This window comes from Bradyrhizobium sp. UNPA324, from assembly GCF_006658635.1.
GTDB lineage: Bacteria > Pseudomonadota > Alphaproteobacteria > Rhizobiales > Xanthobacteraceae > Bradyrhizobium > Bradyrhizobium nanningense.
Genome location: NZ_LFJD01000004.1, coordinates 3726415 through 3739253 on the forward strand (window position 1 = coordinate 3726415; position 12839 = coordinate 3739253).

Below are 12839 nucleotides of genomic sequence, written 5' to 3' on the forward strand. Positions count from 1 at the left end.
TCAGCCGAGCAGCCGCGATTTGCTGGTTTCGTGCGCGAAGCCGAGCGCGATCATCGCCGCGAGCGCGAGCGCGACGTAGTATCCGGTGATTGCGTAAGTCGAGCCCGTCTGCGCGAACAGGCTGGTGGCGACGAGCGGTGCGATACCGCCGCCGAGCACCGTGCCGAGCTGTTTTCCGATCGACACGCCGGTGAAGCGGATGCGGGTTGGAAACAGTTCCGGGAAATAGCTCCCTTCGGTGCTGAACATCAGGGGATGGATTACGCCCGCAGCCAGGACCACCGCACCCGTTATCAGCAGCGTGTCGCGGCTCGCGACCATGCCGTAGAACGCGAACATCGAGGCGGCCGCGAGCACGACGCCCGCCAGGAACAGACGCTTGCGTCCGATCCGGTCCGACCACGCCCCGATCAGCGGCATGGCCACGAGCCCGACGAGGTTGGCGAACAACACGGCTTGCGTGATCACGTCCTTCTGAACACCGAGCTGACGTGTCGCGAAAGAGATGGTGAAGATGGCCGTCAGGTAGAAATAGGAGGTCTGCGCCATCTCCGCGAAGAACACGATGAGAATCGGCCGCCAATGTCCCCTGATGGCCTCGACGGCCGGCACCGCCCCGGACTCCTCCGCTTCGTGAAACGTCGCGCTCTCCTCGATGCGCCAGCGAACATAGACGCCGAGCGCGACCAGCACCGCGCTGATCAGAAACGGAACGCGCCAGCCCCATGACAGCAGATCCGCCTCCGGCAGCCGCGAGATCGCGAGCGCGGCAAACGAGGCGAGCACGACGCCGACGGGGCCCGCGGCCTGGATCACCGCCGCCGAGAAGCCGCGCCGGTGTCCGGGCGCCGTCTCGATGGCCATGAGGATTGCCGCGGTGGACTCGCCGCCGAGCGCAAAGCCCTGCAGGAAGCGCAATGCGACGAGCGCGACGGTCGCGATAACGCCTGCGCTGGCGTAGGTTGGCAACAGTCCGATCGACATGGTCGCAAGTCCCATCAGGAGCAGCGTGCACAAGAGGACGGATTTGCGTCCCAAGCGATCGCCGAAATGGCCGAACACGAGCCCGCCAAGCGGACGCGCCAGGAATCCGACGGCAAATGTCGCGAACACCGCAATCGTGGCCGTGAGCTGGTCGAACTTGGGGAAGAAGAGTTGATCGAACACCAGCGGCGCAATCAGGCCGTAGATGAAGAAATCGTACCATTCGATCGCGGTGCCGATGGTGCCGGCGATCAGGATGCGCCGGCGGCTGCTCGCCGTCTGCTCGACGCCGAGAGCAGTGGCGGCATGATCGTCGTAATCCTCAAATGCTCTTGTCGTCATGTTGTCCTCCTCCGGTGTTGTCGTCGTCTTGTTATCGTTGGCGCACCGCCGCGTTGAGTGCGGCGGCGGAAATCGATCAGCTTGCCAGCCGCGCGCCGTCGTTCGCATCGCGTCCGAGCGCGCGGGCAAGGACGCGCCCGATCGTCCCGGCCTGCGACGCACTGCCGCGCCAAGCGACGATCTGGTCCGGTCGGATCAAAGCGAGGTCGGCGTCATAGAGGTCGCGCAAGGACGCCGGCAGCGCGACGAGCTTCAAGTCGACCCCGAGCCCACGGACGGCATCAGTCATGCCTGCGTGAGCCGACGCAGTGTCGCCGAACTGGAGCAGTGTCCATTCGAACCCGAACAGGTCATACAAGGAGGCGCCGTCTTCCAGCCACGCATGCGGCGCGCGGCCGCCGGGACAGGCGCTGGGAACGTAGACATTCGCAGCATCGGGCGGCGGCTGGCTGCCATCGGAGACGATGATCGGAGATCCGTCGTAACGCCCGCCGAAGGTGATGCCGGGGATGTTGAATTCGGCCCGGGCGTGCTGCTCGAGATAGAGGCCTGCCGCCCGCCGCGCCTCGCTGCCCTCGTCCGTGGCGTCCTCGATCTCCGGCGCCGGCGCGAAGAGACCAAGGGAGTCCGCGAACCGCCGTGCGTAGTCGGTGTTGCGGAGCGCCACCGGCCGCCGCTCGATCTCGTAGCTGTCGAGCAGCGTCGCCGGACTCACGCCCTTGACGACACTTGCGAGCTTCCAGCCGAGATTGACTGCATCCTCGATCGCGGTGTTGTAGCCGAGACCGCCGGTCGGCGTGAACAGATGCGCCGCGTCGCCGCCGAGGAAGACCCTGCCCCGCTGCATCGCGTTCGCGACCAGCGCGTGACCGGCGGTCCAGGTCAGGAACGACAGCACCTCGCAATCAATCGGCGCGCCGCAGGCACGCTGGAACGCAGCCTTGGCTTCGTTGATGGTGATTGCGCTCTCGTCTTCACCCGGCCGAAGCTGCGTGTGAAACGCGAATTCGTCGCACCCGTTCACCGACGCCATGAAGGCGCGGCGGTCGCCGTTGAAGCAATTGTACATCCACGCTTTGGCGTGCGGGATGCTCGCATAGAAGTCCGGCGCGCGGAGATACACCGCCAGCATGCGGCCGCCCATGAAATCGCGCTGCGTCCCGGTCTCGCCGCCATAGACGATGCCGAGCGATTGGCGGACGATCGAGCGCGGTCCGTCCGCACCGACCAGGAAGTCGGCTTGGACCTGAAAGCGGCTGCCGTCATCGAGACATTCGACCTCGCCGACGATGCCGTCATTGCTTTCGGTGTAACCGGCGAGCCGGTGGCCATAGTGGAGCTGGATTCCGGCAAGCCGCTCGGCATGGCGGCGCAGCACCGCCTCGACATATTTCTGCGAGACGCGATGCGGCAGCTCTGCCGCGCTCCAGGAGCCAGATAGGCCCTTGATGAGCTCACCCGCGCGCGACGACGACGGCAGCGCAAAGCGCGCCAGTTCGTGACCGGCATAGCGAGTGAAATACGCAACGTCGGTCGGGTAGTCCGCCGGCAAGCCCTCCCGCCTGATCTCGTCCGCAAAACCCAGCCGCCGATAGTGCTCCATCGAGCGCGCCTGCGTCGCGTTGGCTTGCGGATTGAACGCGGTACCCGGCTTCTCGTCGACCAGGAGCGCGGACACGCCGCGCCGGCCGAGTTCGTTGGCCAGCATCAGCCCGCAAGGCCCCCCGCCCACGATGAGCACCGACGCTGTCAGACGTGTTTCCAAGACCCTTCTCCCTACCAGCATTATCTTGCATGGTAAGGAAGCCTGACGATATAGTCAAGTAACCTGACTATTCAACGTCGTCCAACGCGTCGAACTTCGCGCCATAGACCGCCAGCCCCTTCAGGATCGCGTCCATCGTGGCCTTGCCGAGCTCGGTGCGCATCTCCTGCTCGGCGATGTCGACTGCGTCGCGAAACGCGTCGAGCCATTTGCGTCCGGCCGGCGTGAACATGACGATGCGGGCGCGCCGGTCGGTCGGGTCCGCGATCCGATCGACGAGGCCGAGCTCGGCACATTGATCGACCAGCTCGCCCATCGCCTGCTTGCTCATGGATGCGCGCCGGGCGAGTTCGGTGAGCCTCGTCCCCTCCACGTCGAGATTGCGGGTCAGACTGACATGCGCAATGCGCGTCTCGTCGTGTCCCCGTTCGCTCATCAATGCGAGCACGCGCCCTTCGAAGCGCCGCACGGCGTTGTTGAGCAGGCGACCGATATTGGCATGCCGCCACGCGGTGCCGGATGCGGTGCCGGATATCTTGGCTTTCACGAGATCTGCTTCCGATTCGACCGGGTCGAGGTTGCGCGAAGCTAACACAAGAGGCGGCCTGGCGCGCTCGGACAGCCGATCGGCGCGTATCGCGGCGGGTCTGACGTGACGGGCGGCGCGGATCAACACGCCGCCCGTGATTTCGTGGATCGAGCGCTCCCGGCGAGAGACTTATTGAGAGCGATCCGAGGTCCAGCCCTTGTACTGGGCGACGTTGTCCCTGGTCACGAGCTTGGAAGGCAACAGCTCGACGGTCGAGGCCGGCTTCTGGCCATTGAGGATGCCGACACCGACCTGCACGGCCCGCCGCGCCATGAAGAACGGATCCTGCGACGCCGAAGCCTGGATCTGCGGCGACTGCGGATCTTTCAGCGCGGCCTCGATATCGGGCGCGCCGTCGACCGCGGTGATGACGATGCCGCTACGGTTCTGCTGGCGTGCCGCAAGGTCGGTGCCGATCGCCTGGGGATCGTTGATGGCGAAGATGGCATCGATCTTGGGGAAGCGGGTCAGATAGCCCTGCGCGACGGTGAGGCCGCCTTCGCGCGAGCCTTTGCCGTCCTGGTCGTTGGACAACACCTTGATGCCGGGATTCTTCGAAAAGACATTCTTGCAGCCGACGACGCGGTCGATCACGGCGGAGACCTGCGGCCCGTTTTCGATGATGACGTCGCCCTTGCCGCCCAGCTTGTCGACGATGTACTGGCAGGAGATCTCGCCCGCCTGCACGTTGTTCGTGGTCACGGTGGCGTCGGCGCCTTCGGCCGCGGTGTCGACCGCAACGACGACGATGCCTGCGGCTTGCGCCTTCTTGATCGCCGGCCCGATCGCCTTGGGGTCGCCGGGGTTGAGCAGGATCAGGTCGACGCCGGCAGCAATGAAATTGTCGATCTGAGTGACCTGCTTGCCGAGGTCGTATTCGAAGCCGACCGCCGTGATCTTCACATTGGGATTGGTCTTCTTTGCCTCGAACTCGGCGCCCTTCGACAGCGCGACAAAGAACGGGTTACCCATCGACCCCAGCGAGACGCCGATCGACTTGAGCTCCTTGGCGGAGGACGGCGCGGCGCTAAGAACAAGCGCCGTCGCGGCGCCGGCGAGCATGATCGTCTTCAACATGGACTTCCTCCCTGGTCTGTCTTCATCCCCGGCACGGCAGACCAGTTGCCGCAACGGAAGCTTGCATCGAGCCATGCGCGCTCATATGCGCGCACCAAACCCTTCACGTTCTGGCAGCGCCTTCATGTTCTGGCCGAGCCTTGCAGCCGGTAGCGATCGAGCGCCACGGCGCCGATGATCACCAGACCCTTGATGACATATTGCCAGATGTCGGAGACACCGACGAGGATGAGGCCGTTCGACAGCACCGCGATGATCAGCGCGCCGACCAGGGTACCCCAGATCGAGCCGATGCCGCCGACGAACGAGGTACCGCCCAGGATCACCGCGGTGATCGCATCGAGCTCGTAGGATTGGCCGAGCTGCAGGCCGTTGGCGGCATAAAGCCGCGCCGCCTGCATGGCGCCGCCGAGCCCGGCGAAAAGCCCTGAAACACCGTAGACGAAGATCAGCACGGCCCAGACCTTGATGCCCGCAAGCCGCGCCGCGCTCTCATTGCCGCCCACCGCGTAGATGTGCACGCCGAGCACGGTCCGGCGCAGCACCAGCCACGAGACCAGGATGACGAGCAAGGCGATCACCGAGAGCCACGGGATCGACGCGACGCCGGGAACGAGTGTCAGCGAGCCGTTGCCGATGAACGCGTAGGGAATGGACGGATTGAACACGGTAGTGTCGGCGCCGAGCAGTCGCGCGAGGCCACGCACCGCGGTGAGCGAGCCGAGCGTGACGATGAAAGGCGGCAGGCGGAGCAGCGCGATCAGCGCGCCGTTGACGACACCGAAGCCAAGGCCGGTGAGCAGCGCGGCCGGCAGCCACAGCACTCCAAGCTCCGGCAGCTTGGAGAGCGTCAAGCCGGCCATCGCGGAGGCCGCCAGGATCGAGCCGACCGAGAGATCGATGCCGCCGGTGAGGATGACGAAGGTCATGCCTGCGGCAAGCACGGTGTTCACCGCGGCCTGCTGCAACACGATGCCGAGATTTTGTCCGGTGAAGAAGCGTCCCTCGGACAGGAAATGGAAGCCGATGCAGAGAATCAACAGCACCGGCAGCATGCCGAGCGCGCTGATCAGCACCCTCACCCGCTGGCGCTTTGTCTCGGCGGCAGCAGCATTGGTCGTCGTCGGGGCGGACTGGATCTCCGCAGCACCGTTGTCAGGCATCGAGATGCTCCATCCCCGTGGCAAGCGCCATGATGTCTTCTTGTGTCAGCGGCGAATTGGGGCCGCGCGTCACCTCGCCGGCGATGTGGCCGGCCCGCATGACGACGACACGGTCGCAAATGCCGATGATCTCGGGCAGGTCGGACGAGATGACGAGGCTGGCGGTGCCGGCCTTGGCCAGATTGTCGATGATCGAATAGATCTCGGACTTGGCGCCGACATCGACGCCACGCGTCGGCTCGTCGAGGATCAGGACCTTCGGGGCGATGGCGAGAAGCCGGGACAGCAGCAGCTTCTGCTGATTGCCACCGGAGAGGCCACCGGCTGGGACGCCGACATTGGCAGCGCGGATGCTGAGGCCTGCGAAGGCCCTGCCGGCGCGCTCGCGCGCCTTGTCGCGGTCCAGGAACCAGCCGAGCTTCGCATCGCGGCTGAGCACCGCGAGGTTGATGTTGTCCAGACACGACATGTCCAGGAACAGGCCGAGCGCCTTGCGGTCCTCGGTCAGATAGGCGATGCCGGCCTCAAGCGCCTCGCCGGGGGTGCGAATCTCGACCGGCTGGCCCTCCAGCTCGAGGCGGCCGGAGGTTTTGGGCAACGCGCCGATGATGAGATGCGCAAGCTCGGTGCGGCCGGCGCCGATCAGGCCGGCGAGCCCGACCACCTCGCCCGCATGCACGGTGAGCGAGCAGCCCTTGACGCGCTGGCCATCGGCCATGTCGATCGCTGCAAGCACGGGGTGCCCGCGCCCCGCGTCGGGATCGTGGTCCTTCTTGTAGAACGAGGAGACGTCGCGCCCAACCATCAGCCGCACGATGGTGTCGGCACGAATTTCGGGCTTGTCGAGCGAGCCGACCAGGCGGCCGTCGCGCAGCACGGTGACGCGGTCGCCGAGCGCGTAGACCTCGTCCATGCGATGCGAGATGTAGATGATGGCGAGCCCCTCCGCCCTGAGCTGGCGGATCAGCGCGAACAGCCGCGCACTCTCGCCCGCCGACAGTGCCGTGGTCGGCTCGTCCATGATCAGGATCTTTGATCTGGCGTGCAGCGCGCGGGCGATCTCGACCAGCTGCCGCTGGCCCATGGACAGATGCGCCACCAGCGTCGATGGCAGGAAGTCTGCGCCCAACCGCTTCAAGATCGGACCGACGCCCTCGCGCATGACACCGCGCGCCAGCAAACCCGAACGCGATATCTCCCGTCCGAGATAGATATTCTCGGCAACGCTGAGATTGGGAGCGAGCGACAGCTCCTGATAGATGATGGAGATGCCCGCCGCGCGTCCGCCGAGCGGACCTTCGATCCGTACCGGGTGTCCTTCGATGCGGATCTCGCCGCCGGGATCGGGTTTGTAGGCGCCGGACAAAATCTTCATCAGCGTCGATTTGCCGGCGCCGTTCTCACCCATCAAGGCATGAATTTCGCCGGCATAGACGGTGAGATCGACGGCACGCAGCGCCTTGATGCCGAAAAAGGATTTTGAGACCCCGCGCATCTCGAGGATCGGATCGTTCATCGTGCCTCCCGACGCACAATGCGTTTCCCACCCGCGTCTCAACCTTCTTGTCTGCGCGGTTTGGTCATTAAACAAAAGCGAGCGACGCAGGGCAATACCGAAGGCCAGTATACCGAAGTATGCAAACCAGATTGGGCCAGCTAGTGGCGCGGCCGATACAGTTCGCGCCACGCGGGAAGCCGCTTGGCATAGGCATTGACCAGCCCGGCGTCGGGTTCAAACGTCTCGATGCGCTGCGGCCGGGTGCACACGGCGGCGATCGCCTCACCCGTGACAGCAAGTCGCCCCAATCTCGCCGCACCGAACGCCGCGCCGGTCTCACCTCCGGCAAAGCGATGGACTGGAACATTCAGCACGTTTGCGAGAACCGAGAGCCAGAATGGCGACCGCGACCCACCGCCAATGGCGTCGGCTTCCGCAATCGCAATGCCGGCATCCGCGAGCGCGTCGCGGCAATCGGCCAGCGCGAAGGCGACACCTTCGAGCACCGCCTGCACGATCGCCGTTCGGTCGGTGCCATGGCTCAAGCCATCGAGCATGCCGCGCACGGCGGGATCGTCGTGCGGCGTCCGCTCGCCCGCGAGATAAGGCAGGAAGCTCACCGGCGACGGAGCCTGCGGGCGCGATCCCAGCGGTGCCAGCAACTCGGCCTCGGTGACGCCGAACAGGCGCGCGGCCCAGGCCAGGCAGGAGGCGGCCGACAGGATCGCGCCGGCCTGAATCCACATGCCGGGAATGGCGTGGCAGAAGGTGTGCACGGCGCGGTCCGGGTTAGCTTCAATGGTGCCGGTCGGTGCCAACAGGGCACCCGATGTTCCCAAAGATACGAAGGCGGTTCCCGGCCGGATCGCGCCGATGCCGACGGCACCCGCCGGATTGTCGCCGGCACCGCCCGCGATCACCGGCTGCCCGGTCATGCCCCAGCGCCGCGCCAGCTCACTCCGCAGCCTTGCAGCGGGCGCGCAGCCCTCGACCAGACGCGGCATGTGCTCGCGCGTCAGGCCGGTCGCTTCTAATGCGGCGTCCGACCAGTCCCGGCGCGCGGCGCCGAGCCATAGCGACCCCGATGCATCCGAGACGTCCTCGACCGCCTCGCCCGATAGCACCAGGCGCAAATAAGCCTTTGGCAGCAGCACGAGCTTGGTCGCTGCAAAAATGTCGGGCTCGTGGGTCGCGATCCAGAGCAGTTTTGGCGCGGTGAATCCCGGCATCGCCTTGTTGCCTGTTATCGCGCGCAAGGCGGGCCAGCGTTGCTCCAGGACACGACACTCCGCGGCGGCACGTCCGTCGTTCCAGAGGATGCAGGGCCGTAAGGGCCTTAAGCTCGCATCGAGCAGCGTGGCGCCGTGCATCTGGCCGGACAGCCCGATGCCTGCGACCGCCGCCATCGCGCCGGCATGGCTCGCCTTCAGGGCATCCAGCGTGGCGAAGGTCGCATCGATCCATTGCGCGGGGTCCTGCTCGGAATGACCGGGCTGCGCCGAGGCGATCGTCAGCGCCCGGCTCTCGCTTGCAATCACGCGCTGGGCGTCGTCGACGAGAACGGTCTTGACTGCGGAGGTGCCGAGATCGATGCCGAGATACATGGATGCTTCCCACTCACTTCGCCGCGTCGATCCAGATCCCCGGCTCCGAATGCTCGCGGATGTAGCTGACCAGGAAATCCGAGAAGACCCTGATCTTGGCCGGCAGCCTAACGCGGTTTTGGTAGGCAATGTTCATGGTGAGCAGCGGCAGCTGCCAGTCCCTCAGGACGGGCACCAGCCGGCCGGCCGCGATATCGCCCTGCACGATGTAGAGCGGTTGAATCAGGATGCCGAGCCCTGCACGCGCCGCGCCGCAAATGATCTGGCCGTCATTGCTGTCGAGCGTCGGCGCGATCCGCACCGTCTGCGTCGTGCTGCCCTGGCTCAGCCGCAGCGAATAGGGATCATTGGCGAGATTGTAGATCAGCATGTCGTGACGGGCGAGATCGGCAGGATGCTCAGGCCGGCCGTGCTTCTCCAGATAGGAGGGAGCTGCCGCCAGCACGCGGTGCATCTGGCCAATGCGGCGGACGATGATGTTGGAATCCGGCTCGTGCTCGCGCGTGCGGATCGCGACGTCAATGCCGGCCTCGATGAAGTCCAGATACCGATTGGCACTGATGATCTGCACGCTGAGATCCGGATAGAGCGCGCGGAAGGCCGGCAGCATCGGCGCAAGATAGATCATCGCGAAGGACAGCGAAGACGTGACGCGCAGCATGCCCTTCGGCGACAAGGCGCGGTCGGAGACGGCGTCCTCGGCTTCGGCGAGCTCGTTCAGCAGCGGGCTGCAGCGTTGCAACAGCTCCTGTCCTGCCTCGGTCAGCCATTGCCGGCGCGTATTGCGCTCGATCAGCCGGATCGCAAGCCGCTCCTCCAGCGCACTGAGATGACGACTTGCGGCCGCGTTCGACATCCGCAGGATTTCGGCAGCCTTGGAAAGGCTGCCGAGTTCAGCAGTCTTGGAGAAGACCTCGAGTTGGAGTAGCCGGTCCATTTTTGCGGAATTAGGAAAAGAGACTTACAAATTTTGATCTTTATTTCCGATTTCTGCAAGGCAAAATAATGCCAACAAAGCACAATGGCAGGCGAGGAAGCAGGGAAATGTCGGGCCCGATCAGGCACATCGTGATGTGGCGGCTGCGCGGGGAGACCCAAGAGGAGCGCTCGGCCGCCCGGATCAAGGTCAAGACCCTGTTCGAGGGCCTCAAGGGCCGCATCGACGGCCTCACCCATATCGAAGTCGGCATGGATGTCAGTGCGGTCGATTACGCCTGCGACGTCGTCCTGTTCTCTGAATTCACCGATGAAGCCGCGCTCAGCGCCTACGCCAACCATCCAGAGCATCTGCGGGTCCGCGAGGCATTGGGCGACTTGCGGATCGGGCGCTTCCAGGTTGATTATCCCATCAAAGAGACCGGCGCATGATCGGTTCGTTCACTTTTGAAAACCTGCCCTGCCGCGTCGTGTTCGGCAGCGGAACGTTGGCGAGCGCCAAGGCCGAGGTCGAGCGGCTCGGCGGCACACGCGCGCTGGTGCTGACGACGCCGCAGCAGGAGGCGCAGGGCAAGAGCCTTGGTGCTGCACTCGGCCCGCTCTATGCCGGCATCTTTCCCGGCGCGACCATGCACACGCCGGTCGAGGTCACCGAGCGTGCGCTCGCGGCGATGAAGGCGTGCGAGGCCGACTGCGTCGTCTCGCTCGGCGGCGGCTCGACCACCGGCCTTGGCAAGGCGCTGGCGTTGCGCACCGGCGTGAACCAGCTCTGCATTCCCACCACCTATGCCGGCTCGGAGATGACGCCGATCGTCGGCCAGACCGAGAACGGCCTGAAGACCACGGTGCGCGATGCGGCGATCCTGCCGGAGACCGTAATCTACGATGTCGATCTGACCCTGACGCTGCCGACGCGTCTCGCCGCAACATCCGGCATCAACGCGATCGCCCATGCGGTCGAGGCGCTGTATGCACGCGACGCCAATCCCGTGACATCGCTGATGGCCGAGGAAGGCATCCGTGCGCTGGCACGCGCCCTGCCCGCCATCGCCGCCAGGAGCGACGATCGCGAGGCCCGCACCGAAGCGCTCTATGGCGCCTGGCTGTGCGGCGTCTGCCTCGGCACCGTCGGCATGGCGCTGCATCACAAGCTCTGCCACACGCTCGGCGGCACTTTCGATCTGCCACATGCCGAGACGCACACCATCGTGCTGCCGCACGCGCTTGCCTACAACGCCCCGGCCGTGCCCGAGGCGATGGCGCGCATCTCGCGGGCGATCGGCGCGGCTGACGCACCGCAAGGTCTCTACGATCTCGCCAAGCGGCTGGGCGCGAAGCTGGCGCTGCGCGACGTCGGCATGCCCGAAAGCGGCATCGACAAGGCGGCCGATCTCGCGGTGACGAATGCCTACTGGAATCCGCGCCCGCTCGACCGCAACGCCATTCGCGACCTGATCGCACGCGCCTGGGCCGGCGAGCCGCCGGCCTCCATCAAAGCTGTGGCTTGACGCGATGCGGCGCACACTGATCAGATCCGCCATCGTCATCAGCATGGATGACGCGATCGGCGACCTCGCGACCGGCGACGTGCTGGTCGAGGGCAGCCGCATCGCCGACGTGCGGCCTTCGATCGACGTCGCAGCCGACACGGAGATCGTGAACGGCAAGGGCCGCATCGTCATTCCCGGACTGATCAACGCGCATATGCACACCTGGCAGACAGGCTTGCGCGGCTTTGCTGCCAACTGGACGTTGCTGGAATATTTCCGCCGCATGCATGCTGGACTTGCCACCGTATTCCGGCCCGAGGACATCCATATCGCAACGCTCGTCGGCGCGCTCAATCAGATCAATTGCGGCACCACCACGCTGGTCGACTGGTGCCACAACAATCCGACGCCCGATCATACCGACGCTGCGGTCCGCGGCCTGATTGAGAGCGGCATCCGCGCGGCCTTCTTCCACGGCTCGCCAAAACCCGAGCCGAAGCCGGGCGAGCCACATTTCTCGGAAGTGCCGCATCCGCGCCGCGAGGTCGAGCGGCTGCTGGCAGACCTCCTCGCCGACCGCGACGGCCTCGTCACGCTGGGACTCGCCATTCTCGGCCCGCATTATTCGACGCTCGACGTTGCCATGCACGATTTTCGTTTGGCGCGGGAGCTGAACCTGACCGCATCGATGCATCAGGGCGGCGGTCCGGCCAAGACCCCGGGCGGCTGGGAAAAGCTGATCGAGGCCGGCCTCGCCGGCCCCGGCATCAACATCGTCCATGGCAACGACCTGCCTGATGATCTACTCGATCGTCTCGTCGATCTCGGCGTGTCGTTCTCGGTGACGCCGGAGAACGAGATGATCCAGGGCCATGGCTTCCCGATCACCGGCCGGCTGCTCAAGCGCGGCGTCCGCCCGACCATCGGCATCGACCTTGAATCCATTCTGGCCGGCGATCTCTTCTCGGCCGCCCGCGTCGCGCTGTCGATGCAGCGGGCGCTCGACAATGCGGAATCGCGCAAGACCAGCGGCACCATTCCAGCGACGACCACGATCCCGGTGCGCGAGGCGTTGCGCTGGATCACGACGGAAGGCGCCCGCATGCTCGGCCGCGAAGACCAGATCGGATCGCTGACACCGGGCAAGCTCGCCGACCTCGTCATCATCAACGCCAGCGATCTCAATCTCCACCCGGTGCACGATCCCGTCGCCACCGTTGTGATGCAGACGAGCCTTGCCAACATCGAGTCCGTCATGATCGGCGGCGCCTGGAAGAAGCGGAACGGCCAGCTGCTGGTCGAGGGGCTTGAAACGAAGAAACAACTTCTGGCGCAGTCCGGCCGGCGGCTGGTGCAGGACATCGAACGACAGGGGCGCGCCGCCTGAAGGC

11 protein-coding genes are annotated in these 12839 nt (G+C 65.5%); 3 read left to right on the top strand and 8 right to left on the bottom strand.

Annotated elements, in window-relative coordinates:
• The 8 genes from UNPA324_RS18090 to UNPA324_RS18125 all read right to left on the bottom strand — a co-directional run bounded on the left by UNPA324_RS18090 (position 1) and on the right by UNPA324_RS18125 (position 9959).
• Positions 1 to 1326 carry an MFS transporter gene (locus UNPA324_RS18090; RefSeq protein ID WP_141935252.1) on the bottom strand — a complete coding sequence of 442 codons (1326 nt, stop codon included), beginning with the start codon at positions 1324 to 1326 and terminating at the stop codon, positions 1 to 3.
• Positions 1327 to 1402: 76 nt separating this feature from the next.
• Entirely contained in the window at positions 1403 to 3112 is a 1710-nt protein-coding gene (locus UNPA324_RS18095; RefSeq protein WP_141935253.1) for an FAD-dependent oxidoreductase, read from the bottom strand.
• Between the two features lie 46 nt (positions 3113 to 3158).
• Positions 3159 to 3638: a MarR family winged helix-turn-helix transcriptional regulator gene (locus tag UNPA324_RS18100; RefSeq protein ID WP_141935254.1), complete on the bottom strand. Its 480-nt coding sequence runs from the start codon at positions 3636 to 3638 to the stop codon at positions 3159 to 3161.
• 171 nt (positions 3639 to 3809) lie between these two features.
• Positions 3810 to 4757 carry an ABC transporter substrate-binding protein gene (locus tag UNPA324_RS18105; RefSeq protein WP_164936640.1) on the bottom strand — a complete coding sequence of 316 codons (948 nt, stop codon included), beginning with the start codon at positions 4755 to 4757 and terminating at the stop codon, positions 3810 to 3812.
• A 122-nt stretch (positions 4758 to 4879) separates the two neighbouring features.
• Positions 4880 to 5920: an ABC transporter permease subunit gene (locus UNPA324_RS18110; protein ID WP_128922551.1), complete on the bottom strand. Its 1041-nt coding sequence runs from the start codon at positions 5918 to 5920 to the stop codon at positions 4880 to 4882.
• Entirely contained in the window at positions 5913 to 7436 is a 1524-nt protein-coding gene (locus UNPA324_RS18115) for a sugar ABC transporter ATP-binding protein (protein WP_141935255.1), read from the bottom strand. Before UNPA324_RS18115 ends, UNPA324_RS18110 begins: the two co-directional genes overlap by 8 nt.
• Before the next feature lie 140 nt (positions 7437 to 7576).
• Positions 7577 to 9022 (bottom strand): xylulokinase, encoded by a 1446-nt coding sequence (gene xylB, locus UNPA324_RS18120; protein ID WP_141935256.1) that lies wholly within the window; start codon positions 9020 to 9022, stop codon positions 7577 to 7579.
• Positions 9023 to 9035: 13 nt separating this feature from the next.
• On the bottom strand, positions 9036 to 9959 hold the full coding sequence (locus UNPA324_RS18125) for a LysR family transcriptional regulator (protein ID WP_128922554.1): 924 nt from the start codon (positions 9957 to 9959) through the stop codon (positions 9036 to 9038).
• Positions 9960 to 10066: 107 nt separating this feature from the next.
• Here UNPA324_RS18125 and UNPA324_RS18130 point away from each other — a divergent pair, with 107 nt between their 5' ends.
• From UNPA324_RS18130 to UNPA324_RS18140, 3 genes are read left to right on the top strand one after another with little or no spacing between them, the layout of a single operon-like run.
• Complete coding sequence (locus UNPA324_RS18130; RefSeq protein ID WP_128922555.1) at positions 10067 to 10390, top strand: Dabb family protein; 324 nt, start codon at positions 10067 to 10069, stop codon at positions 10388 to 10390.
• Complete coding sequence (locus UNPA324_RS18135) at positions 10387 to 11466, top strand: maleylacetate reductase (protein WP_128922556.1); 1080 nt, start codon at positions 10387 to 10389, stop codon at positions 11464 to 11466. The genes UNPA324_RS18130 and UNPA324_RS18135 overlap by 4 nt, the downstream gene beginning before the upstream one ends.
• Before the next feature lie 4 nt (positions 11467 to 11470).
• Positions 11471 to 12835 (top strand): amidohydrolase family protein, encoded by a 1365-nt coding sequence (locus tag UNPA324_RS18140; RefSeq protein ID WP_141935257.1) that lies wholly within the window; start codon positions 11471 to 11473, stop codon positions 12833 to 12835.
• Positions 12836 to 12839 lie beyond the last annotated feature (4 nt).